This window comes from Klebsiella sp. A-Nf5, from assembly GCF_002810545.1.
In the GTDB taxonomy this organism is placed as follows: Bacteria; Pseudomonadota; Gammaproteobacteria; order Enterobacterales; family Enterobacteriaceae; genus Klebsiella; species Klebsiella variicola.
In genome coordinates this window covers 90,043-113,644 of sequence record NZ_PIOG01000031.1, presented here as the reverse complement: position 1 = coordinate 113,644, position 23,602 = coordinate 90,043, and the positions used below count along the sequence as shown (strand labels likewise).

Annotated in this window: 24 protein-coding genes; 19 read left to right on the top strand and 5 right to left on the bottom strand. The window is 56.3% G+C overall.

From position 1 onward, the window contains the following. The first annotated feature begins 9 nt into the window (after window positions 1–9). Window positions 10–1,803, top strand: coding sequence for a filamentous hemagglutinin N-terminal domain-containing protein (locus tag CWM53_RS04150; protein WP_100631547.1), 1,794 nt, complete (start codon window positions 10–12; stop codon window positions 1,801–1,803). 48 nt (window positions 1,804–1,851) lie between these two features. Here the strand turns inward: CWM53_RS04150 and CWM53_RS04145 are convergent, their stop codons facing one another. Then, window positions 1,852–2,334: a zinc ribbon-containing protein gene (locus tag CWM53_RS04145; RefSeq protein WP_061156401.1), complete on the bottom strand. Its 483-nt coding sequence runs from the start codon at window positions 2,332–2,334 to the stop codon at window positions 1,852–1,854. A 226-nt stretch (window positions 2,335–2,560) separates the two neighbouring features. Between CWM53_RS04145 and leuS the strand changes: the two genes are divergently transcribed. The 15 genes from leuS (at window position 2,561) to lipA (ending at window position 18,038) form a co-directional block, all read left to right on the top strand. After that, window positions 2,561–5,143, top strand: a complete 2,583-nt coding sequence (gene leuS / locus CWM53_RS04140; protein ID WP_074386540.1) for a leucine--tRNA ligase — start codon at window positions 2,561–2,563, stop codon at window positions 5,141–5,143. Window positions 5,144–5,157: 14 nt separating this feature from the next. Continuing rightward, window positions 5,158–5,748, top strand: a complete 591-nt coding sequence (lptE, locus tag CWM53_RS04135; RefSeq protein WP_061155347.1) for an LPS assembly lipoprotein LptE — start codon at window positions 5,158–5,160, stop codon at window positions 5,746–5,748. Beyond that, the gene (gene holA / locus CWM53_RS04130) at window positions 5,748–6,779 is read left to right on the top strand and encodes a DNA polymerase III subunit delta (protein ID WP_100631548.1); all 1,032 of its coding nucleotides are present in this window, start codon (window positions 5,748–5,750) and stop codon (window positions 6,777–6,779) included. Before lptE ends, holA begins: the two co-directional genes overlap by 1 nt. Then, the gene (gene nadD / locus CWM53_RS04125; protein WP_008805638.1) at window positions 6,772–7,422 is read left to right on the top strand and encodes a nicotinate-nucleotide adenylyltransferase; all 651 of its coding nucleotides are present in this window, start codon (window positions 6,772–6,774) and stop codon (window positions 7,420–7,422) included. Before holA ends, nadD begins: the two co-directional genes overlap by 8 nt. Window positions 7,423–7,494: 72 nt before the next feature. Continuing rightward, a complete protein-coding gene (locus CWM53_RS04120) occupies window positions 7,495–8,124 on the top strand; it encodes an adenosylcobalamin/alpha-ribazole phosphatase (protein WP_100631549.1) in 630 nt (209 codons plus the stop codon). A gap of 222 nt (window positions 8,125–8,346) precedes the next feature. Next, window positions 8,347–8,664, top strand: coding sequence for a ribosome silencing factor (gene rsfS / locus CWM53_RS04110; protein WP_002894623.1), 318 nt, complete (start codon window positions 8,347–8,349; stop codon window positions 8,662–8,664). Window positions 8,665–8,667: 3 nt separating this feature from the next. Continuing rightward, window positions 8,668–9,135 (top strand): 23S rRNA (pseudouridine(1915)-N(3))-methyltransferase RlmH, encoded by a 468-nt coding sequence (rlmH, locus tag CWM53_RS04105; RefSeq protein ID WP_002894620.1) that lies wholly within the window; start codon window positions 8,668–8,670, stop codon window positions 9,133–9,135. A 27-nt stretch (window positions 9,136–9,162) separates the two neighbouring features. Beyond that, window positions 9,163–11,064 (top strand): peptidoglycan DD-transpeptidase MrdA, encoded by a 1,902-nt coding sequence (gene mrdA / locus CWM53_RS04100; protein ID WP_061155351.1) that lies wholly within the window; start codon window positions 9,163–9,165, stop codon window positions 11,062–11,064. Continuing rightward, window positions 11,064–12,176 (top strand): peptidoglycan glycosyltransferase MrdB, encoded by a 1,113-nt coding sequence (gene mrdB / locus CWM53_RS04095; protein WP_008805635.1) that lies wholly within the window; start codon window positions 11,064–11,066, stop codon window positions 12,174–12,176. Before mrdA ends, mrdB begins: the two co-directional genes overlap by 1 nt. An 11-nt stretch (window positions 12,177–12,187) precedes the next feature. Further along, window positions 12,188–13,339, top strand: a complete 1,152-nt coding sequence (gene rlpA, locus CWM53_RS04090) for an endolytic peptidoglycan transglycosylase RlpA (RefSeq protein WP_100631550.1) — start codon at window positions 12,188–12,190, stop codon at window positions 13,337–13,339. Window positions 13,340–13,478: 139 nt separating this feature from the next. Continuing rightward, window positions 13,479–14,678 carry a D-alanyl-D-alanine carboxypeptidase DacA gene (gene dacA, locus CWM53_RS04085; protein WP_061155353.1) on the top strand — a complete coding sequence of 400 codons (1,200 nt, stop codon included), beginning with the start codon at window positions 13,479–13,481 and terminating at the stop codon, window positions 14,676–14,678. Between the two features lie 112 nt (window positions 14,679–14,790). Next, window positions 14,791–15,054 (top strand): DUF493 family protein YbeD, encoded by a 264-nt coding sequence (ybeD, locus tag CWM53_RS04080; protein ID WP_002894474.1) that lies wholly within the window; start codon window positions 14,791–14,793, stop codon window positions 15,052–15,054. Window positions 15,055–15,158: 104 nt separating this feature from the next. Further along, window positions 15,159–15,803 carry a lipoyl(octanoyl) transferase LipB gene (gene lipB, locus CWM53_RS04075; RefSeq protein WP_100631551.1) on the top strand — a complete coding sequence of 215 codons (645 nt, stop codon included), beginning with the start codon at window positions 15,159–15,161 and terminating at the stop codon, window positions 15,801–15,803. A gap of 129 nt (window positions 15,804–15,932) precedes the next feature. After that, window positions 15,933–16,892 carry a YbeF family transcriptional regulator gene (locus tag CWM53_RS04070; protein WP_100631552.1) on the top strand — a complete coding sequence of 320 codons (960 nt, stop codon included), beginning with the start codon at window positions 15,933–15,935 and terminating at the stop codon, window positions 16,890–16,892. A gap of 180 nt (window positions 16,893–17,072) precedes the next feature. After that, a complete protein-coding gene (lipA, locus tag CWM53_RS04065; RefSeq protein WP_061155356.1) occupies window positions 17,073–18,038 on the top strand; it encodes a lipoyl synthase in 966 nt (321 codons plus the stop codon). Window positions 18,039–18,229: 191 nt separating this feature from the next. Here lipA and tatE read toward each other — a convergent pair whose 3' ends face one another. Then, entirely contained in the window at window positions 18,230–18,436 is a 207-nt protein-coding gene (tatE, locus tag CWM53_RS04060) for a twin-arginine translocase subunit TatE (protein ID WP_008805630.1), read from the bottom strand. A gap of 243 nt (window positions 18,437–18,679) precedes the next feature. Further along, window positions 18,680–19,468, bottom strand: a complete 789-nt coding sequence (locus CWM53_RS04055; protein ID WP_074386547.1) for a deaminated glutathione amidase — start codon at window positions 19,466–19,468, stop codon at window positions 18,680–18,682. 88 nt (window positions 19,469–19,556) lie between these two features. On the opposite strand from CWM53_RS04055, the gene crcB reads away from it, so the two are divergent. Then, window positions 19,557–19,940, top strand: a complete 384-nt coding sequence (gene crcB / locus CWM53_RS04050) for a fluoride efflux transporter CrcB (protein ID WP_074386548.1) — start codon at window positions 19,557–19,559, stop codon at window positions 19,938–19,940. Between the two features lie 65 nt (window positions 19,941–20,005). On the opposite strand, the gene cspE is transcribed toward crcB, so the two are convergent. Together cspE and pagP are read right to left on the bottom strand one after the other, a co-directional pair. Next, on the bottom strand, window positions 20,006–20,215 hold the full coding sequence (gene cspE, locus CWM53_RS04045; RefSeq protein WP_012542460.1) for a transcription antiterminator/RNA stability regulator CspE: 210 nt from the start codon (window positions 20,213–20,215) through the stop codon (window positions 20,006–20,008). 194 nt (window positions 20,216–20,409) lie between these two features. Then, entirely contained in the window at window positions 20,410–20,931 is a 522-nt protein-coding gene (gene pagP / locus CWM53_RS04040) for a lipid IV(A) palmitoyltransferase PagP (protein ID WP_319829936.1), read from the bottom strand. Window positions 20,932–21,266: 335 nt separating this feature from the next. Between pagP and dcuC the strand changes: the two genes are divergently transcribed. After that, the gene (dcuC, locus tag CWM53_RS04030) at window positions 21,267–22,640 is read left to right on the top strand and encodes an anaerobic C4-dicarboxylate transporter DcuC (protein ID WP_100631553.1); all 1,374 of its coding nucleotides are present in this window, start codon (window positions 21,267–21,269) and stop codon (window positions 22,638–22,640) included. Between the two features lie 92 nt (window positions 22,641–22,732). After that, a complete protein-coding gene (gene rna, locus CWM53_RS04025) occupies window positions 22,733–23,530 on the top strand; it encodes a ribonuclease I (RefSeq protein ID WP_074386551.1) in 798 nt (265 codons plus the stop codon). Window positions 23,531–23,602: the final 72 nt, after the last annotated feature.

The following is a 23,602-nucleotide window of genomic DNA, read 5'->3' as shown; positions in this document are numbered from 1 at the left end:
ATAAATGAAATGTTTAAGTTTAAAGCTTCTTATGTCGCACTGGCGGCAGTATTAACCTCGTCGGTGGTTTATGCCGACCCGACCAGCTATACGCATTCGTCCGGCGCCACGGTTATTGATATTGAAAAGCCGAACGCCGCTGGCGTCTCCCATAACCTGTACCGCGACTTCAACGTTGGCACCAATGGCACCATCCTCAATAACAGCGGCGATGATGTCAGCCACAGCACCTTTGGCAATATCGCCAAAAACAACAACCTGACCGCCGGCAGCGCCTCGGTGATTTTGAACGAGGTCACCTCCAAAAACGCCAGTAGCCTAAAGGGCTTTATCGAAGTCAACGGCCAGAAAGCGGACGTGGTGATCGCCAACCCGAACGGCATCACCTGCTCCGGCTGTAGCTTTGTCAATACCAACAAGGCCATCCTGACCACCGGTAAAGTCAACATGACCAGCGACGGCGCTATCGGCAGCTATACCGTGACGGGCGGCACCCTCACCATCGGCGAAAACGGCATGAACGCCGCCAACAGCTATGCAGTTCTGCTCGCCGACGCCATCAAAATTAATGGCAAAGTGCAGGCCAACAACGCCCTGGTCAGCGCGGGCAACTTCACCATGGATAACAGCACCGGCTCGGTGACCTCCGCCGGTAAGCAGGCCACCCTTATCCAGATGACGGTCAATCCGCAATACAGTATCGACGTTAGCAGTCTTGGCGGGATCGAGGCCAACAGTATCAGCATGGTCGGCAATAACATTGGCTTTGGCGTACGTAATAAAGGTTCAATTGTCGCGAACAGCACACTGCAGCTCACCAGCAACGGCGACCTGCAAAATAAAGGCACAATTAAAGGTAATGGCCTGCTGAGCACTATCTCTACAGCCAGCGGTGTGACGAATGAAGGTACCTTGTCCGGCGCCTATTATCTCATGCTGTCCACTCAAGGGTATATCGTCAATGTCGGCACCATGACTGGTGGACAACTCATTGCCTCCGCCAGCAGAAATATTAATAACGGCGATTCCGGGACAATGACCGGCACCAATGGTTTAAGTTTGACCAGTGGTACTCAAATCCGTAATGAAGCCAAAGCCTCTATGCTGTCCAATAACCAAATCTCTGCAACAGCAATGGGTGACTTTCTCAACGAAGGGAAAATCAGCGCCAAAAACACCACCCTCTCTTTTGTAGGCGATAGCTTTAAGAATACCGGTAACATCACTTCCACCAGCAAAACCACCGTTCAGTCTCTTAAGCAGGATGGCAGCGCCAATACGGGCGAGATCTATAACCTCGGCAATATCACCGGCGAAAATATCAACCTGCAGACCAACGGTACGCTGGCGCAAAGCAGCAATGGACGAATAGAGGCTACCAATGCCATTACCGCCCACAGCTACTGGCTGAATCAGAATGGTGACATGAAAGCCACCGATATCACCACCGATCACGGCGTGGTCAGTAACTCTGGCAATATCACTGCAAATAATATTTCTATTACTACCACTTCAGACATCACTAACGAAGGGCAGATCCGCAGCGCCGGCGACCTGACCTTAAATACCCAAAATAAAGGCGTGATCTACAACTATTCAACCCTCAGCGCGGGCGACAACATGACGTTAACCGCCACCAAAGTGGCCAATGGTGGAAAAAGTTGCGGCATAATGGGCCTGGCGAAATGCGGCGTAGGGACGTTAACTGCTGACAAGCTGGTACTGAACTCATCGCAGAAATATGTTAGCGACATGGGCGGGAAACAATATTTCAAGAGCACTGAAGTCAACACCGTGAAATAAGGCAGTCCACGATGCGCGAGGGTTCGCGCATCGTTTTTTTTGTTCCGCTTAGGGTTCAAAGGGCCGACGCTGAAACTGATCGTGGCCGCACTTCGGGCAGCGCGGTAGCACGTCTGGGGTATACACCGCCAGATGATAGTGGCACTTCTCGCACACCAGGTTACCCAGACCGACCACTTCGCCGCTGTGGTACACGCCGTGGTGATTCAGATCCTGAAAGACCTCCCGCCACTCGAGCTGCGTTTTGTCAGTGATATCAGCCAGCTCCTGCCACAGGCTCTCTTTGATCACTCGCATAAATACGCTATCGCTCTCGTCTTCATGACTCTCTTCGTAGCTGCGGGCAAACTCCTCGAGATCGCGCTTCACCGCCGCAATCACCGACTCGACCTCGCTCTGCGTGAGATCGCCGGCGCGGACGATTTTTTCACGCGCCTGTGTCACCAGCGCATCGATGTCTCGCTCTCCATGGCGGAGCCGTTCGCTGAGCGAGGAGACCAGTTCACGGTAATATTGAGCAACCTTGTTCATCATTTCGCCTCCGGTGTGGTTAACGTCTTCTGATAATAGACCTTATTCCTCTCCCGCTGTGTCTGACAAGCCACAGAGTCGCGAAATAATCAGCGCGGCTTTTGCCGATGTTAATGTGCGAAAGGCTGTTTTGACGGGGGCGTTTGGGCTATGCTATGCCGATCTGAAATAACACATCCATTGGCTACATTTTGTAGCTGTATTGAAAACAGGACCACTGGCTGCCATGCAAGAGCAATACCGCCCGGAAGAGATAGAATCGAAAGTCCAGCTTCACTGGGACGAAAATCGTACATTTGAAGTAACTGAAGACGAGAGCAAAGAGAAGTATTACTGCCTGTCGATGCTTCCTTATCCTTCTGGTCGACTACACATGGGTCACGTGCGTAACTACACCATCGGCGATGTGATTGCCCGCTACCAGCGTATGCTGGGCAAAAACGTCCTGCAGCCGATCGGCTGGGATGCGTTTGGTCTGCCGGCGGAAGGCGCGGCAGTGAAAAACAACACCGCGCCAGCACCATGGACCTACGACAACATCGCCTACATGAAAAACCAGCTCAAAATGCTGGGTTTTGGCTATGACTGGAGCCGCGAGCTGGCGACCTGCACCCCGGAATACTACCGCTGGGAGCAGAAGTTCTTCACCGAGCTGTACAAAAAAGGCCTGGTATACAAGAAAACCTCCGCGGTGAACTGGTGCCCGAACGACCAGACCGTACTGGCCAACGAACAGGTTATTGACGGCTGCTGCTGGCGCTGCGATACCAAAGTCGAGCGTAAAGAGATCCCGCAGTGGTTTATTAAAATCACCGCCTACGCCGATGAACTGCTGAACGATCTGGATAAACTGGATCACTGGCCAGACACCGTGAAGACCATGCAGCGCAACTGGATCGGCCGTTCCGAAGGGGTGGAAATCTCCTTTGACGTCAACAACTACGCCGATAAGCTGACCGTCTACACCACCCGTCCGGACACCTTTATGGGCTGCACCTACCTGGCCGTCGCGGCGGGTCACCCGCTGGCGCAGCAGGCTGCAGCGAACAATCCGGCACTGGCTGCCTTTATCGACGAATGCCGTAACACCAAAGTGGCCGAAGCCGACATGGCGACGATGGAGAAAAAAGGCGTCGATACTGGCTTTAAAGCCATTCATCCGCTGACCGGCGAAGCAATTCCTGTCTGGGCGGCAAACTTCGTGCTGATGGAATACGGCACCGGCGCGGTCATGGCCGTTCCGGGCCACGACCAGCGTGACTATGAGTTCGCCAGCAAATACGGTCTGAACATCAAGCCGGTTATCCTCGCTGCCGACGGCTCCGAGCCGGATCTCTCCGCGCAGGCGCTGACCGAGAAAGGCGTTCTGTTTAACTCCGGCGAGTTCAGCGGCCTCGATTATGAAGCCGGCTTCAACGCCATTGCCGACAAACTGGCTGCCATGGGCGTGGGCGAGCGTAAAATTAACTTCCGCCTGCGTGACTGGGGTGTGTCCCGTCAACGCTACTGGGGCGCGCCGATCCCGATGGTGACCCTGGAAGATGGCACCGTGCTGCCGACCCCGGAAGATCAACTGCCGGTGATCCTGCCGGAAGATGTGGTCATGGACGGCATCACCAGCCCGATCAAAGCCGATCCTGAGTGGGCGAAGACCACCGTTAACGGCCAGCCGGCGCTGCGCGAAACCGACACCTTTGACACCTTTATGGAATCCTCCTGGTACTATGCGCGCTACACCTGCCCGCAGTATCAGGAAGGGATGCTGGATTCGAAAGCGGCCAACTACTGGCTGCCGGTAGATATCTACATCGGCGGTATCGAACACGCCATCATGCACTTGCTCTACTTCCGTTTCTTCCACAAGCTGATGCGTGACGCGGGCATGGTCAACTCCGATGAGCCGGCGAAGCAGTTGCTGTGCCAGGGCATGGTGCTGGCTGACGCCTTCTACTATGTAGGCGAAAACGGCGAGCGTAACTGGGTCTCCCCGGTTGACGCCATCGTTGAGCGCGACGAAAAAGGCCGCATCGTGAAAGCGAAAGACGCGGCGGGCCATGAACTGGTGTACACCGGCATGAGCAAGATGTCCAAGTCGAAAAACAACGGCATCGATCCGCAGGTGATGGTTGAGCGTTATGGCGCAGACACCGTGCGTCTGTTCATGATGTTTGCGTCCCCGGCGGATATGACCCTCGAGTGGCAGGAATCTGGCGTTGAAGGGGCTAACCGCTTCCTGAAACGCGTCTGGAAGCTGGTCTACGAGCACACCACCAAGGGGGACGTTGCGGCACTGAACGTGGCGGCGCTGAGTGAAGATCAGAAAGCGCTGCGTCGCGATATTCACAAAACTATCGCCAAAGTGACCGATGACATCGGCCGTCGTCAGACCTTCAACACCGCCATCGCGGCGATCATGGAGCTGATGAACAAGCTGGCGAAAGCGCCGCAGGAAGACGAACAGGATCGTGCCCTGATGCAGGAAGCGCTGCTGGCGGTGGTGCGTATGCTGAACCCGTTCACCCCGCACGCCAGCTTCACCCTGTGGCGCGAGCTGAACGGCGAAGGCGATATCGACAACGCGCCGTGGCCGGTGGCGGATGAAAGCGCGATGGTGGAAGACAGCACCCTCGTCGTCGTCCAGGTCAATGGCAAAGTTCGTGGTAAAATTACCGTTGCGGTAGATGCAACTGAAGAGCAGGTCCGCGAGCGTGCCGGCCAGGAACATCTGGTTGCGAAATATCTCGACGGTAAAACCGTGCGTAAAGTGATTTACGTTCCGGGTAAACTGCTCAATCTGGTCGTTGGCTAAGCGCGGGAGGAAGCGTGCGATATCTGGTAACAATGTTGTTATCCCTGGCGGTGCTTGTCACCGCCGGCTGTGGCTGGCATCTGCGTAGCACTACGAAGGTGCCCACCACCATGAAAACCATGATTCTTCAGTCGAGCGATCCGAACGGACCGTTAAGTCGCGCGGTACGTAATCAGCTGCGTCTTAATGGCGTGGACCTGATTGACGCCAGCACGCTGCGTAAAGATGTTCCTTCTCTGCGCCTCGATGGTTCGTCGATTCAGAAAGATACCGCCTCGGTGTTCCAGGATGGTCGTACCGCGGAGTATCAGATGGTCATGACCGTTCATGCCAGCGTCCTGATCCCGGGTCACGATATCTATCCGATTACCACTAAGGTCTATCGTTCGTTCTTCGATAACCCGCAGGCGGCGTTAGCGAAAGACGCCGAGCAGGATATGATTATCCAGGAAATGTACGACAAAGCAGCGGAACAGCTGATTCGTAAGCTGCCGAGCGTACAGGTTGCAGATGTTGAAGCAACCCAGCAGGAAGAGAAACCGGTCGCCAGCAGCACGGCACCGGCTTCCTCGGGTAACCGCGTCTCCACCACTCTGGGTCAATGATGATTCGGTTGTACCCGGAACAGCTCCGCGCGCAGCTCACTGAAGGGCTGCGCGCGGCCTATCTGCTGCTTGGCAACGATCCCCTGTTGTTGCAGGAAAGCCAGGACGCCATTCGTGAAGCCGCTGCCGCCCAGGGCTTTACCGAGCACCACACCTTCACCATCGATAACAGCACCGACTGGCAGGCGATTTTCGCGTTAAGCCAGGCGTTGAGTCTGTTCTCCAGCCGGCAAACGCTGTTGCTAATCCTGCCGGAAAACGGCCCTAACGCGGCGATCAACGAACAGCTGGCGACCCTGGTCAGCCTGTTGCACGACGATCTGCTGTTGCTGGTTCGCGGGAATAAGCTGACCAAAGCCCAGGAGAATGCCGCGTGGCTCACCGCCCTGGCGCAGCGGGCCGTCCAGGTCAGTTGCCAGACGCCGGAATACGCGCAGCTGCCGCGCTGGCTGGCCGCCCGGGCCAAACAGCACCGGCTGCAGCTCGACGACGCGGCCAGTCAGTTGCTGTGCTATTGTTACGAAGGCAACCTGCTGGCGTTGGCGCAGGCGCTGGAGCGTCTGGCGCTACTCTGGCCGGACGGCAAGCTGACCCTGCCTCGCGTTGAGCAAGCGGTAAACGATGCCGCCCACTTTACCCCTTACCATTGGGTCGATGCGCTGCTGGCAGGCAAAAGCAAGCGCGTGCTGCATGTCCTGCAACAGCTACGCCTTGAAGGCTGCGAGCCGGCGATCCTGCTGCGCACGCTACAGCGGGAGCTGCTGCTGCTGGTCACGCTCAAACGCCAGTCGACGCACACGCCACTGCGCTCGCTGTTTGATAAACATCGGGTCTGGCAAAACCGCCGTCAGCTGCTCAGCGATGCCCTCGCCCGACTGAGCGGGGAACAGCTGCGCCAGGCGGTGACCCTCCTGACCCGTGCAGAACTGACCTTTAAACAGGATTACGGGCACGACGTCTGGCCCGAACTGGAAAGTCTTTCGTTGTTGCTCTGCCACAAAGCCCTGGCGGACGTTTTTATTGATGGTTGATATGACTCAGTTGCAGGCAATCTATGGCGGCACCTTCGATCCGGTGCATTATGGTCACCTCAAGCCGGTCGAGATCCTGGCGAATCAGATTGGCCTGAGCAAGGTCATCATCATGCCTAACAACGTTCCGCCGCACCGTCCCCAGCCGGAAGCCACCAGCGCCCAGCGCGTGCATATGCTTAAGCTGGCGATCGCCGATAAGCCGCTGTTCACGCTCGACGAACGCGAGCTGCAGCGTGACACCCCCTCCTGGACGGCAGACACGCTGCAGGCGTGGCGTCAGGAGCAGGGGTCAGAAAAACCGCTGGCGTTTATCATCGGCCAGGATTCGCTGCTCACCTTCCCCACCTGGCATCGCTATGAAACCATCCTTGATAACGTTCATCTGATCGTCTGCCGCCGCCCGGGTTACCCGCTGACCATGGCGCACGACGCGGATCAGCAGTGGCTGGATCGCCACTTAACCCACGACGTAGAGCGTCTGCATAACCGCCCCGCCGGGGCCATCTACCTGGCTGAGACGCCATGGTTCGATATCTCAGCGACGATTATCCGCCAGCGCCTCGAGCGCGGGGAATCCTGCGCCGAGATGCTACCGGCCACCGTGCTGGACTACATCCGCGAGCAGGGACTCTATTGCTGACCCCGGACTGGGCCTGATGCTAAAAAAGCGCTATCGTAGCGCCACGTCTCCACCGCCTGTCTGAGCATCATCATGAAATTATGGTTAGTTCGCCACGGCGAAACCGAAGCCAACGTTGCCGGGTTATACAGCGGCCACGCCCCCACTCCTCTGACGCCGCGCGGCGTCGCCCAGGGGCGAGCGCTCGGCGAACGGCTGCGCGCGGTGCCTTTCGATAAAGTATTCTGTAGCGAGCTGGCGAGAACCGGGACAACGGCCGATCTGCTGCTTGGCGATCGCCATATCCCGCGTGAGTGCCATGCCGCGCTCAATGAAATGTTTTTCGGCGACTGGGAGATGCGTCATCATCGCGACCTTCAGCGAGAGGATGCGGAAAACTATGCCGCGTGGTGTGCTGACTGGCAGCACGTGGCCCCCACCAACGGCGAAAGCTTTCAGAATTTTGCCCGCCGCGTCAGCGAATTCACCACAACGCTGGCCGACTGCCGCCATCTTGACCACCTGCTGATTGTCGGCCATCAGGGCGTTCTGAGCCTGCTGACGGCCCTGCTGTTGCAGATGCCCCCGGCGGCGATGTGGCATTTCCCGATTGCCCATGGCGCCTGGAGCCTCCTCGATATGCGCGACGATTTCACCACCCTGCGCGTATTAAATAGCCAGGCCGTCTGGCAGCCGCAAGAAGAATTCCCGCCAGACCATTGACAGGCCAGAGCAGGCTGCTATTCTCCGCTGCCGGGCAGCATCCGCCACAGCATGTTTGCAGAAATTGTTTTACAAAAATGGCGATGCAATCCGCGGCGAGGGATGGGATGATACCCCGCCACGAACGCCTGCCGACAGACATTTCACCCGACTTTTTCATCAGTTCAGGTATACTGTCAGGCTCTTTATCATTATCAATCTTCATGCACCCAGGGGGAACACTTGCAGGGTAAAGCACTCCAGGATTTTGTTATCGACAAAATTGATGACCTGAAAGGTCAGGACATCGTCGCCATTGATGTACATGGCAAATCCAGCATCACCGATTGCATGATTATCTGCACCGGCACCTCCACCCGTCACGTGATGTCCATCGCCGACCACGTGGTTCAGGAATCCCGCGCCGCCGGCATGCTGCCGCTGGGCGTTGAAGGGGAAGCCGCCGCCGACTGGATCGTCGTCGACCTCGGCGACGTGATGGTTCACGTCATGCAGGAAGAGAGCCGTCGTCTGTACGAGCTGGAAAAACTCTGGAGTTAATGCGTGAAGTTGCAGCTGGTGGCCGTTGGCACCAAAATGCCGGACTGGGTACAGACCGGCTTTAGCGAGTATCTGCGCCGTTTTCCCAAAGATATGCCGTTTGAACTGGTGGAGATCCCCGCCGGTAAACGCGGCAAGAACGCCGATATCAAGCGCATCCTCGAAAAAGAGGGCGAGATGATGTTGGCCGCTGCCGGTAAGAACCGTATCGTGACCCTGGATATTCCGGGAAAACCATGGGATACGCCGCAGCTGGCGCGCGAACTGGAACGCTGGAAACAGGACGGGCGCGACGTCAGTTTGCTGGTAGGCGGCCCGGAAGGCCTCTCTCCAGCCTGTAAAGCAGCGGCGGAACAGAGTTGGTCGCTCTCCACCCTCACCTTACCTCACCCGCTGGTGCGCGTACTGGTGGCCGAGAGTCTGTATCGGGCGTGGAGCATTACCACCAACCACCCGTACCACCGTGAGTAATGATGATCAGGGTAGACTAAGCAGCGAATGAAATTACAGAATTCTTTCCGCGACTATACGGCTGAATCCTCGCTGTTCGTGCGCCGGGCGCTGGTCGCTTTTTTGGGGATTTTGCTGCTTACCGGCGTTCTGGTCGCCAACCTGTACAATGTGCAAATCGTTCGCTTCAATGACTATCAGACGCGTTCGAACGAAAACCGCATCAAGCTGGTGCCGATCCCGCCGAGCCGCGGCATTATTTACGATCGCAACGGCACCCCGCTGGCGCTTAACCGCACCATTTATCAGCTGGAGATGATGCCGGAGAAAGTCGATAACGTGCAGCAGACGCTGGATGCGCTGCGTGACGTCGTCGATTTAACGGACGACGATATCGCCGGCTTCAAAAAGGAGCGAGCCCGCTCCCATCGCTTTACCTCGATTCCGGTAAAGATCAACCTCAGTGAAGTGCAGGTTGCCCGCTTTGCCGTCAACCAGTACCGCTTTCCCGGTGTGGAAGTCAAAGGCTACAAGCGTCGCTACTACCCCTATAACTCCGCGCTGACGCACGTCATTGGCTACGTCTCAAAAATTAACGATAAAGACGTCGACCGCCTCGACAAAGAGGGCAAACTGGCTAACTACGCCTCGACCCACGACATCGGTAAGCTGGGTATTGAGCGTTATTATGAGGACGTCCTGCACGGTCAGACCGGCTACGAAGAGGTTGAAGTGAACAACCGCGGCCGCGTCATTCGTCAGCTGAAAGAGGTGCCGCCGCAGGCCGGACGCGATATCTACCTCACCCTCGATCTCAAGCTGCAGCAGTATATCGAAACCCTGCTGGCCGGTAGTCGTGCCGCCGTGGTGGTCACCGATCCACGTACCGGCGCCGTTCTGGCGCTGGTGTCTACGCCGAGCTACGACCCGAACCTGTTCGTCGATGGCATCTCCAGTAAAGATTACTCCGGCCTGCTCAACGATCCGAACACGCCGCTGGTCAACCGTGCGACGCAGGGGGTCTATCCGCCGGCGTCGACGGTAAAACCGTACGTCGCCGTCTCGGCGCTGAGCGCCGGGGTGATCACTCGCAATACCAGCCTGTTCGACCCTGGCTGGTGGCAACTGCCTGGCTCCGATAAACGCTATCGTGACTGGAAAAAATGGGGCCACGGCCACCTGAACGTCACCAAAGCGCTGGAGGAGTCTGCGGATACCTATTTCTACCAGGTCGCCTATGACATGGGCATCGATCGCCTCTCAGAGTGGATGAGCAAGTTTGGCTACGGCCACTACACCGGTATCGACCTTTCTGAAGAGCGCTCGGGCAACATGCCGACCCGCGAATGGAAGCTCAAGCGCTTCAAGAAACCCTGGTACCAGGGGGACACCATTCCGGTGGGCATCGGTCAGGGGTACTGGACTGCCACTCCCATCCAGATGAACAAAGCGCTGATGATCCTGATTAACGACGGGGTGGTGAAAGTACCGCATCTGCTGCAAAGCACCGTGGAAGACGGCAAGCCCGTTCCGTGGGTCCAGCCGCATGAGCCGCCGGTGGGCGACATCCATTCCGGCTACTGGGAAATCGCCAAAGACGGCATGTTCGGCGTGGCCAACCGCGGCAACGGCACCGCGCACAAATACTTCGCCAGCGCGCCGTATAAGATCGCGGCCAAGTCCGGTACCGCCCAGGTATTCGGTCTGAAAGCTAACGAAACCTATAACGCGCACCGCATCTCTGAACGTCTGCGTGACCACAAACTGATGACGGCGTTTGCGCCTTATAACAACCCTCAGGTTGCCGTGGCGATGATCCTGGAAAACGGCGGCGCCGGCCCGGCGGTCGGCACCATTATGCGCCAAATCCTCGATCACATTATGCTGGGCGATAACAACACCACGCTGCCAAGCGAAAACCCGGCGGTCACCGCAGGGGAGGATCAATAATGACGGATAATCCGAACAAAAAATCGCTGTGGGATAAAATCCATCTTGACCCCACCATGCTGCTGATCCTGCTGGCGCTGCTGACCTATAGCGCGCTGGTTATCTGGAGCGCCAGCGGTCAGGACGTCGGCATGATGGAGCGTAAAATCGGCCAGATCGCCATGGGCGTGGTGATCATGATCGTCATGGCGCAGATCCCGCCGCGGGTCTATGAAGGCTGGGCGCCCTATCTCTATATTTTCTGTATTATTCTGCTGGTGGCCGTTGATGCTTTCGGCGCCATCTCCAAAGGGGCGCAGCGCTGGCTGGATCTCGGTATCGTTCGCTTTCAGCCGTCGGAGATAGCAAAAATCGCCGTGCCGCTGATGGTCGCGCGCTTTATTAACCGCGACGTCTGTCCGCCCTCGCTGAAGAACACCGCGATTGCGCTGGTGCTGATCTTCCTGCCGACCCTGCTGGTGGCAGCGCAGCCCGACCTCGGCACCTCGATTCTGATCGCTCTCTCCGGGCTGTTTGTGCTGTTCCTTTCCGGCCTGAGCTGGCGTCTTATCGGGATCGCCGTGGTGCTGGTCGCCGCCTTTATTCCGATCCTGTGGTTCTTCCTGATGCATGACTATCAGCGCCAGCGCGTGATGATGCTCCTCGATCCGGAAACCGACCCGCTGGGCGCCGGCTATCACATTATTCAGTCTAAAATTGCCATTGGCTCCGGCGGTCTGCGCGGCAAAGGCTGGCTGCACGGCACGCAGTCGCAGCTGGAGTTCCTGCCGGAACGCCACACCGACTTTATCTTCGCCGTACTGGCCGAAGAACTGGGGCTGATTGGCGTGCTGATCCTGCTGGCGTTGTATATCCTGCTGATCATGCGCGGACTGTGGATTGCCGCCCAGGCACAAACCACCTTTGGCCGGGTCATGGCCGGTGGTTTAATGTTGATTTTATTCGTTTATGTCTTCGTAAATATTGGTATGGTGAGTGGTATTTTACCGGTGGTGGGCGTACCGTTGCCGCTGGTGAGCTACGGGGGCTCCGCCCTGATCGTATTGATGGCCGGGTTTGGTATCGTGATGTCGATCCATACCCACAGAAAAATGTTGTCGAAAAGCGTTTAAAGGGGTTTGCAATGCGTAAGCAATGGCTGGGGATCTGCATAGCAGCGGGGCTGCTGGCGGCATGTTCGAGTGATGACGTGCAACAAAAAACGGTCAGTACTCCACAGCCGGCCGTCTGTAATGGCCCGACGGTTGAGATCAGTGGTGCCGATCCGCAGTATGAAACGCCGAACGCCACGGCGAATCAGGATTATGAGCGCGACGGCAAAAGTTACAAAGTCGTTCAGGATCCGGCAAACTTTACTCAGACCGGTTTTGCGGCGATCTATGACGCTGAGCCCAACAGTAACCTGACTGCCAGCGGCGAAGCCTTCGATCCGACGCAACTGACCGCAGCGCACCCCACACTGCCAATCCCGAGCTATGCGCGGATCACCAACCTAGCTAACGGGCGCATGATCGTCGTACGGATTAACGATCGCGGCCCGTATGGTAACGATCGCGTCATCTCGCTCTCCCGTGCGTCCGCTGACCGTCTGAACACCTCGAACAACACCAAGGTGCGTATCGACCCCATCATCGTTGCGCCTGACGGTTCGCTTTCCGGTCCGGGAATGGCCTGCACCACCGTCGCCAAACAAACGTACGCCCTGCCCGCTCGACCGAATCTGGACGGCGGTGACGCCACAGGCATGAGCCAGCCTGCGCCTGCCGACGTTCGCCCGATCAGCAACAACACCCTGAAGCCGGAAGACAGTGTCGGCGCACCGGTGAACAGCGGCGGTTTCCTCGGCGCCCCGACGCCGCTGAACAGCGGCGTGCTGGAAAGTAGCGAGCCGGCAGCCACGACCGCTGCCACTGCGGCCCCTGCTGCTGCCGTCGCGACGCAAACGGCTCCCGTCACCGCGCCAGGCTCCATCCAGGGTAGCGTAGCGGCTACAGCGGCCACTGCCGCGACCGCCGGCGCCGCCTCCTCTACCGCCACCTCCAGCGCCAGCGGTAATTTTGTCGTCCAGGTTGGCGCGGTAAGCGACCAGGCGCGGGCGAAGCAGTATCAACAGCGCCTGAGCCAGCAGTTCTCCGTACCAGGCCGGGTCATGCAGAATGGCGCGGTATGGCGTATTCAACTGGGCCCGTTTGCTGACAAGGCGCAGGCCAGCGCGGTTCAGCAGCGCCTGCAAAGCGAAGCGCAGCTGCAGTCCTTTATTACTCACGCCAACTAAACGCCGCGGGCGGCCCGCTCAAGATGCGCATGTAAAAGTCATTAACAAACTCATGCGCAATGTCGGATGCTGGCCCGCAGAGCATTTGCTATAGTAAGGCACTTTTTTTAACTCCATCACGGATGCCGTTGTTCTGACCATGAAGACCTCTTTCACCGCTCGTTTACTCATCACGGCGCTCTCCGTTGCAGCGCTCTCCTCCGCTGCCCGCGCCGATGACCTGAATATCAAAACGATGATCCCAGGCGCCCCGCAGATTGACGCCGAATCCTGGGTGCTAATTGATTATAACTCCGGCAAAGTGCTGGCGGAAAATAACGCCGACTCCCGTCGCGACCCGGCCAGTCTGACTAAAATGATGACCAGCTATGTTATCGGTCAGGCGATGAAAGCGGGTAAATTCAAAGAGTCCGATCTGGTCACTGTCGGCAACGATGCCTGGGCCACCGGCAACCCGGTTTTCAAAGGCTCTTCCCTGATGTTCCTCAAGCCAGGAATGCAGGTTCCGGTTTCGCAGCTGATCCGTGGTATCAACCTGCAGTCGGGTAACGATGCCTGCGTGGCCATGGCCGACTTTGTTGCCGGTAGCCAGGACGCCTTCGTCAGCCTGATGAACAACTATGTTAACGCCCTGGGCCTGAAAAACACCCATTTCCAGACCGTTCACGGTCTTGATGCCGACGGGCAGTACAGCTCCGCGCGCGACATGGCGCTGATTGGCCAGGCGCTGATCCGCGATGTGCCGAACGAGTACTCCATCTATCGTGAGAAAGAGTTTACCTTCAACGGTATCCGCCAGCTGAACCGTAACGGCCTGCTGTGGGATAACAGCCTGAACGTCGATGGCATCAAAACCGGTCATACCGACAAGGCGGGCTATAACCTCGTCGCCTCTGCCACCGAAGGCCAGATGCGTCTTATCTCGGCGGTCATGGGCGGGCGTACTTTCAAAGGTCGTGAGTCGGAAAGTAAAAAACTGCTGACCTGGGGTTTCCGCTTCTTCGAAACCGTCAACCCGATTAAAGCCGGCAAAGAGTTTGCGTCCGAACCGGCCTGGTTCGGCGACAGCGATCGCGCCTCGCTGGGGGTGGATAAAGATGTCTACCTGACCATCCCGCGTGGCCGGATGAAAGATCTGAAAGCCAGCTATGTGCTGAATAACACTGAACTGCACGCCCCGCTGCAGAAAAATCAGGTGGTCGGCACCATCAACTTCCAGCTGGATGGCAAAACCATCGATCAGCGCCCGCTAGTGGTGCTGCAGGAAATTCCGGAAGGGAATTTCTTTGGCAAAATTATTGATTACATTAAGTTAATGTTCCACCACTGGTTTGGTTAAAAATCGAACACTTGAAAGTGTGATTTCCATCCCCATATACTATTTATCCAAGTAACCTGATAACTCCCGCCCTTGGTGGGAGTTATTATTTTGTCGTAACACCGGAGCTGACATGAAAACCAAACTTAACGAACTGCTGGAATTCCCTACACCCTTTACTTACAAAGTAATGGGGCAGGCATTGCCGGAGCTGGTTGATCAGGTGGTGGAAGTGGTACAGCGCCATGCGCCTGGTGATTACTCGCCGTCAGTAAAACCGAGCAGCAAAGGTAACTACCACTCGGTCTCCATCACCATCAACGCCACCCACATTGAGCAAGTGGAAACGCTGTACGAAGAGTTAGGCAATATCGATATCGTACGGATGGTGCTGTAACCTTTTCCCCGACCCGGCCGCCGTGCCGGGTCCTTTCATCCCCTTCTGCCCTGCTGTGATATACTCCCCGCCCTGAGTCCTCTCTTCCCGGCGGAGATGTTGTTTTGCAGCACAATAAAATTCTTATCCGGCAGCTTGGCCTGCAACCTTACGAACCCATCTCGCAGGCGATGCATGAATTCACCGACGCCCGCGATGAAAACACCCTCGACGAGATCTGGCTGGTGGAACATCACCCGGTCTTCACTCAGGGCCAGGCAGGCAAAGCGGAACACGTGCTGGTGCCCGGCGATATTCCGGTGATCCAGAGCGATCGCGGCGGCCAGGTGACCTATCACGGTCCAGGACAGCAGGTAATGTATGTTCTGTTGAACCTTAAACGCCGCAAGCTGGGTGTGCGCGAGCTGGTGACGCTGCTGGAGCAAACGGTCGTTAATACCCTGGCCGAGTATGGCATCGAATCGCATCCCCGCGCCGACGCCCCAGGCGTCTACGTCGGCGATCGCAAAATCTGCTCACTGGGACTGCGGATCCGCAAAGGGTGTTCTTTCCACGGCCTGGCGCTCAATATCGCGATGGATCTCGCGCCGTTTCTGCGCATCAATCCCTGCGGCTATGCCGGCATGGAGATGACGCAAATGCGCCAGTGGCAGCCAGAGGTGACTCCAGAGACGGTCGCCCCGCGGCTGGTCGCCAATCTGCTGGCGCTGCTGGACCATCCCCCGCACGAATATCTCCCCCAGCAGTAAACGGCAGATCAGCGCCCCGCTGGCGGCGGGGCGCTAAACGATTAACACATTATTTTTGCAATCAATTGTCACGTACGGGATGCGGTGGGCCGCTATACTTGCCCTATCATTCCCAACCGGACTCATCGTGTGCCAGAGAATACGTCTCCGTCAGAATCCCCTGAACGACAGGATGAACGTTATGACCGCCAGATGTTTCGCATCCTGCGCAATATTGACCTCAACCTGTTAACTATTTTCGAAGCCGTTTACGTCCATAAAGGCATCGTCAACGCCGCTAAGATACTGAATATCACGCCGTCGGCTATTAGCCAGTCGATTAACAAACTGCGGGCGCTTTTTCCTGACCCGCTGTTTATCCGCAAGGGGCAAGGCGTGATGCCCACCGCGTATGCCACCCATCTTCATCAGTACATCAGCCGGGGTATGGAGGCTTTCCTCAGTGCACTGGATATCGCCGGTAGCCCCCACCAGCAGCGGGTGATCACTATCGCCACCACGCCAGGGATGGGGGCGCTGCTGATGCCCATCGTGGCCAGCGCGCTGAAACCGGCCTTTCCGCAGATCCTGTTGCACAACATCGCCATCACCGACGCCGCGCGACAACTCGACCAGCGCCAGGTGGATCTGTTAATTGACACTCATCTGCACAGCGGCCAGGCGATAAGCCATCACGTGCTGTACCAGGATCGGGTGCGGATGTACTGCCGTGCTGAACACCCCGCGCTGCACGGCCCGCAGGATGAAACTCACCTCGCTCAGTATGAGTTTGCGCTGCTGCTGCCGGAAGGCCAGCGCTACCCTACCCTTCACCGTCGACTGCAGGAAGAGATGGGCGAACGACGCTGCGGATTCAGCACCTTTAACCTGCTGACCCAGGCAGCCATGATCGCCGAGAGCGACATGCTGGGGCTAACCACCGAGCGCCTGTTCGCCATGGTATCCCGGCTCTGGCCGCTGCAACCCCTTGATTTCAATCCCCTGCAGGACGAAAAAATTAATGTCGCACTGCACTACAATAAACAAAGTGGGAAGGAGCCGTTGCTGAAAGAGATTATCGAGACGGTAATCCAGGCGTTTAAGGCGTAGCGCACGGAAAGGAAAAGGATAAAACAACAACTATTTTACAATTTGCGAGGCAGGCAGGCTGCTTTCTGCCCCTTTTCAATGGTATACTGCCTGCTCTTGATTCAAAAATAGTTGATAATTGCAACATTTCATTGAATTAATTCGCTTTCCTTCGTGACTCGCAACTGGAACACGCACGCTATGAGTAAACCCATTGTGATGGAACGCGGTGTTAAGTACCGCGACGCCGATAAAATGGCCCTTATCCCGGTGAAAAACGTGGCAACTGAGCGTGAAGCTCTGCTCAGAAAACCGGAATGGATGAAAATCAAACTTCCGGCAGATTCGTCCCGTATCCAGGGTATCAAAGCAGCGATGCGTAAGAACGGCCTGCACTCTGTGTGTGAAGAGGCCTCCTGCCCGAACCTTGCAGAATGCTTCAACCACGGTACCGCGACCTTTATGATCCTCGGCGCGATCTGTACCCGTCGCTGCCCGTTCTGCGATGTTGCGCATGGACGTCCGGTCACCCCAGATGCGAACGAGCCACAGAAGCTGGCGCAAACCATCGCCGATATGGGTCTGCGCTATGTCGTGGTCACCTCAGTGGACCGTGACGACCTGCGCGATGGCGGAGCGCAACATTTTGCCGACTGCATTAGCGCCATTCGCGAGAAAAACCCGTCAATTAAGATCGAAACGCTGGTGCCGGATTTCCGCGGCCGTATGGATCGCGCGCTCGAAATCCTGACGGTGACCCCGCCGGACGTCTTTAACCACAACCTCGAAAACGTACCACGTCTTTATCGTCAGGTGCGTCCGGGCGCGGATTACAACTGGTCGCTGAAGCTGCTGGAGCGTTTTAAAGAAGCGCACCCGGAGCTCCCGACGAAATCCGGCCTGATGGTCGGTCTGGGTGAGACCAACGCCGAGATCATTGAAGTAATGCGCGACCTGCGTCGCCACGGCGTCACCATGCTGACGTTAGGCCAGTATCTGCAGCCGAGCCGTCACCACCTGCCAGTACAGCGCTACGTCAGCCCGGAAGAGTTCGAAGAGATGAAAGCGGAAGCAATGGCTATGGGCTTCACCCACGCCGCCTGCGGTCCCTTCGTTCGCTCTTCCTACCATGCCGACCTGCAGGCTAAAGGGATGGAAGTGAAGTAACTGCCGCTTCTGCCGCTGCGCGATTTTTCGCCGCAGCGGCCCCTCTCCGCTTCCTCTGCTTCGCGTTTTCGTAACAGTTCGTTGCATCTTTTCTGCACGGCATCGCCAAAAACGACAAAGGCCGCAACGATATTCGTCGCGGCCTCTTCGCCGTTCCGCCAGCATCCCTCCGGAGGGATGCATCGGGTCAATTACTCTTTATGAGAGATCTTCTGCGCCGGCGCTTCTTCTTCCACGGTGGCTTTCTTCGCGCTATCGTCATCCTCGTTCATGGCCTTTTTAAAGCCCTTGATAGCCGAACCCAGGTCGCCGCCCAGCGTACGTAATTTCTTGGTACCAAACACTAAGATAATCAGTGCTGCGACTACCAGCAGTTTGGTAATACTAATCTCACCCATAGCTAACCTTCTTCTCTATACAAGCTGCGAATACGCCATCATACACGCATTTATCCGTCATATTGTAATCCACCTGTGCGTGGGCTGCGTGATTCGGCCCAGAGCCTTCTCCTCAAGGAGTTAGTGCAGAGGTGTCCATCCTGACGTGCACAGCGAATTATTCGGATAAACAATACGGGTATTTGACGCGCGGACACAATAGCAATCTGTAACAAGGTGAATCAAGCCCTGTTTAAAAAAACATCACAATAATTGCGGTGGCGCAAATCGTCGGTTCTGCAGCACCGGCAAACGCTCGCGAACCCGGGCAAGGTATTCCGCGGAGACATCGGCAAAGATCACCTGCGGCTCACTCCCTGCCCCCGCCAGCGTCGTTCCCAGCGGATCAATAATGCGGCTCTGACCGATATTCCGCGTCCCGCACTCGCCTGCCGCCACGATATAGCAGGTGGTATCAAGGGCGCGCGCCGCCAGCAGCGTCGCCCAGTGGTGCTCTTTCTGCGGCCCCCTCACCCATGCGGTGGGCAGTACCAGCAGCTCCGCCCCGTTCAGCGCCAGCGATAGCGCCAGTTCCGGAAAGCGCAGATCGTAGCAGGTCATCAGGCCAACGCGTAATCCCGCCACCTCAATCACCGGCGGGATCTGCTGGCCAGGATCCACCCGCCGCGACTCCTGCATTGCGAAGGCATCATATAAATGGAGCTTGTGATAATGAGCTATCACTTCGCCACCCCGCAATACCACCAGCGTATTGGTCGCTCTGCCCTCTCCTGACGGCACGTGCAGTGTCAGGACCGTGGTCAAACGGTTACGCCCGCTCTCAGCCAGCAGCAGTTGCAAAAATTCCCCATCCAGCGACTGAGCCGATTTCACTGACATGTCCGGGTCGTTGTCATCCCGCGCCAGCAACGCCTCCGGCAGCACCAGCAGCGCCGCCCCTTCACGCGCAGCCTGTTGCATCATCGCCACACAGGTCTGCGCATTCGTCCGCCATACTGGCGTGACGGCAAATTGTCCTGCCGCTACCCGCATGTTTTTCTCCGTCAGGTTATGAATAGCCAACCGCGCCCGTCGCGCGCTACACTTGAGGCTCTCTTATATCAAATAGCAGGAAACAACCGTGTTTCAACTTCTTTGCGCCGTTTTTATCGGCGGTGGCACCGGCAGCGTATTGCGCTGGTGGCTCGGCATGAAGCTCAATCCTGTGCATCATGCTATCCCGATTGGGACGCTGACGGCCAACCTGGTAGGTGCCTTTGTGATTGGCGCCGGGCTGGCGTGGTTTAATCGTCTAACCGATATTGACCCGATGTGGAAGTTGCTGATTACCACCGGATTCTGCGGTGGGCTGACGACCTTCTCCACTTTCTCTGCGGAAGTGGTCTTTCTCCTGCAACAGGGACGGGTGAGCTGGGCACTCCTCAACGTGCTGGTAAATTTGCTGGGGTCGTTTGCTATGACAGCGGCCGCCTTCTGGCTTTTCTCGCAGGCTGCCAGCCGTTAAGACCCTGAAAACAGGCAAAAAAAAACCCGCTTAAAGCGGGTTTTTATATTCTACTGACGTGTTGGTTAGATAGCCATTACGTTTGCAGCAGAAGGGCCTTTGGCACCGTTAGTGATTTCGAACTCTACGCGCTGACCTTCAGCCAGAGTTTTGAAACCGTTGGACTGGATTGCAGAGAAGTGTACGAATACATCTTTGCTGCCATCTTCCGGAGTAATGAAACCGAATCCTTTGGACTCATTAAACCACTTAACGTTACCTTTAATCTTAGACATCAAAATTACCTTTATATGAAAAATCGACACTAATGCTGTGTCGGGTATCAGTACACCAATTGTGGTACCTTTTGTCCAGTGCAACTTTGCTAAAAAGTGATAAAAGTCGCTATCTTTTTTAGTGGGTAACGCTTTAGTCCTTGTTTTTCCACAAGACGCACCGCTTATCTCATTTATTGCTAAGACTTAGCGAATTAAAACTGTATACGAGCCCAGGCGAAGTAAACGTTACCGTTATTGTAAGTGCCTGGAATATAGGTCATCTGAAAGGTTGCTGGACCGTAACCTATTGATGCTAATGGCAAGATCACCGGGATAGGAATGTAGTTCCAGTTATCGCGCGCCGTTACCCCGAGGGTATAGCCGAGGCCAAGGTGGAAGTTCTGGTCGGTCAGCGGGCGCCAGGTTTTCTCCCAGCCGTAGCCGCCGATAGGCTCCCATTTATTGAAAGAATCTTTAAACGCCATCAGGTACAGGCCGTGCCAGTTTCCTTTGTCATCCCAGCGGGAGACGCCAAAACCCGCCCCCCAGGGGCGTTCGTTATACTTATCCGTCTTTTCCTTATCATAGGCAAACCGCGCGTGCCAGGTAATGGCTGGAACGTATAAGTCATAGTGCTCCGGCTCATTCCAGGTCTGCGCCACGTTATTACTTAAGGTATGGTAACCTTCGCTGAGGGTCGATGAAAACGACGCGCTGGCGTTTACGGATACCAACAACCATCCAAAAAAACCAAGAGAAAACAGTGAAAAACGACGTAACATCAACACTTTTCCATTACCACTTTCATTTAAAAGCCGCCTAAAATAGCAAAGATAGCCTCAATACAGGTTGAACGAAATAAGGCAAACTCCTGATTTTCGCCCGGTGACCATCAGAACCTTTTAACTATCCATCTGGTGATTATATCCAGGCGAGACGGGTGACGCGTAGTTCTTATCGCTTTATTGATTTGCATCAGCGAGTTTTGTCCGTTTTTTCGGCACATTCGCACATTAAAATTTGGTGTGACGCTTTTTATCTACATATTCTTTGGGCTTAGGGGTAATAAATGCTGACGTTTGTTGAGATCCTGATCGGGATTGTGGTCATTGTGGGCGTCGCCCGCTATATCATTAAGGGCTACTCGGCCACCGGGGTGCTGTTCGTCGGGGGCTTAATCTTATTGATCGTCAGCGCCCTGCTGGGGCATAAAGTCTTGCCGGGCAATACCGACAGCACCGGTTATTCTGCCACCGATATTATTGAATACATTAAGATTCTACTCATGAGCCGCGGTGGCGATCTGGGTATGATGATTATGATGCTGTGCGGCTTCGCCACCTACATGACCCATATTGGCGCTAATGATATGGTGGTAAAATTAGCGTCAAAGCCGCTGCGCTATATTAATTCGCCCTATCTGCTGATGATTGCCGCCTACTTTGTCGCCTGTTTGATGTCGCTGGCGGTCTCCTCGGCGACCGGCCTTGGCGTGCTGCTGATGGCGACGCTGTTCCCGGTGATGGTGAACGTCGGTATCAGTCGCGGGGCGGCTGCCGCCATCTGCGCTTCACCAGCGGCCATTATCCTCTCGCCCACCTCTGGCGATGTCGTGCTGGCGGCGAAAGCCGCTGAAATGCCGCTGATCGACTTTGCCTTCAAGACCACGCTGCCTATTTCCATCGCGGCCATTATTTGCATGGCGATTGCCCACTTCTTCTGGCAGCGTTATCTGGATAAAAAAGAGAACATTTCCCACGAAATGCTGGATGTCAACGACATCACCACCACCGCCCCGGCGCTGTACGCCATTCTGCCGTTTACCCCGATCATCGGCGTACTGATCTTTGATGGTAAATGGGGACCGGAACTGCACATTATCACTATCCTCGTTGGCTGCATGCTGCTGGCGGCGATCCTTGAGTTCCTGCGCGGGTTTAACACCAAAAATGTCTTCAGCGGGCTGGAAGTTGCCTACCGCGGCATGGCCGACGCCTTCGCCGGCGTGGTAATGCTGCTGGTCGCTGCCGGCGTCTTTGCCCAGGGGTTAAGCACTATCGGCTTTATCAACGGGCTGATCTCCATCGCCACGTCGTTCGGCTCGGCCAGTATTATTCTGATGCTGGTGCTGGTGATCCTGACCATGCTGGCGGCGATGACTACCGGCTCCGGTAATGCCCCGTTCTATGCCTTTGTTGAGATGATCCCCAAGCTGGCGCACTCTTCCGGCATCAATCCGGCTTACCTGTCGATTCCGATGCTGCAGGCCTCTAACCTCGGCCGCACGATATCGCCGGTCTCCGGGGTAGTGGTTGCCGTCGCCGGGATGGCGAAAATTTCGCCGTTCGAAGTAGTTAAACGCACCTCCGTGCCGGTGATGGTTGGCCTGCTGGTGGTGATTATCGCTACCGAGATCCTCGTACCCGGCAGCGCAATCCACTAATGGTCTAACCACGCGAAAAGGCGCCAGCAGGCGCCTTTTTTATGCTTTAATAACTCCCCGTTATCTTTTGTCATCCACAATCAGGAATAAACATGTTCAGGAAGGATTTCGCCGCGATAGCCCTTGTGCTCACCGCCACTCAGGCCGGCGCTGAACCGCTCACCGCGACGCGATACGCTGATTTTGACCGCTACGTCCTTGCCCTCTCCTGGCAAACCGGATTCTGTCAGAGCATGCTTGACCGCAACCGTAGCGAACCGGAAGAGTGCCGCCTGCAACAGGACACGGCGAACAAAGCCGATTTTCTGACCGTGCACGGCCTGTGGCCCGGACTGCCAAAATCGATTGCCGCACGCGGGGTGGATGAACGACGCTGGATGCGCTACGGCTGCGCCACGCGCCCGGTGCCCGACATGCCGGAAGTGAAAGCGAACCGCAAATGCCAGGCGGCGGAAACCGGCCTGTCGCTGGAGATGGCCAATAAGCTCAATAACGTGATGCCGGGTTCGGGCGGCACCTCCTGCCTGGAGCGCTACGAATACGCCAAACATGGCGTCTGCTTCGGCTTTGATCCCGATAGCTATTTTGGCACCATGGTGCGCCTGAATGGGGAAATTAAGCATAGCCCGGTAGGCGATTTCCTCGCGAAGCATTATGGTCAAACCGTCAGCCGCGCCGACTTCGATGCCGCGGTGGCCCGCGCCTGGGGTCCACAAAGCGTGAAGGCGTTTAAATTAACCTGTAACGGTAATCCGGCCTATCTGACTGAGATGCAAATCTCCCTCAACGCCGCCACGATTAACGCCCCGCTGACCACTTCCGCCTTTCTGCCACAGCCTCACCCGGGCAACTGTGGAACCCAGTTTATCCTGGATAAGGTTGGTGAGTAGCGCAAAGCGACGTGCTGAGCAGAAAACGCCGCCCTCCGGGTGGCGTTGCACGCTGAATGTGCGTTTCATCAC